Source organism: Roseibium sp. AWQ4_290 (assembly GCF_056160985.1).
Genome location: NZ_JBSWYG010000116.1, coordinates 1 through 223 on the forward strand (window position 1 = coordinate 1; position 223 = coordinate 223).

Consider the following 223-nt stretch of genomic DNA (forward strand, 5'->3'; position numbering starts at 1 on the left):
CTGTCGCTTGGCAGCTACGGGCGTCCTCGCATGACCGAGGAGCTAAAGGAACTCGGACTTGATGTTGGCCATCGGCGTGTTGGACGGTTGATGCGTGAGAACGCGATCACCGTGAAAAGGAACAAGAAGTTCAAGGCGACAACGGACAGCAATCACAGGTTCAACATTGCGCCAAATCTGCTGAAGCGGGACTTTTCTGCTGACCGGCCGAACCGGAAATGGG

Annotated in this window: 1 protein-coding gene; it reads left to right on the forward strand. The window is 55.6% G+C overall.

The window, feature by feature from the left end:
- Positions 1 to 223, forward strand: a 223-nt coding sequence (locus ACXAH0_RS25380; protein WP_475196126.1) for an IS3 family transposase, incomplete at both ends; no start/stop codon positions are given.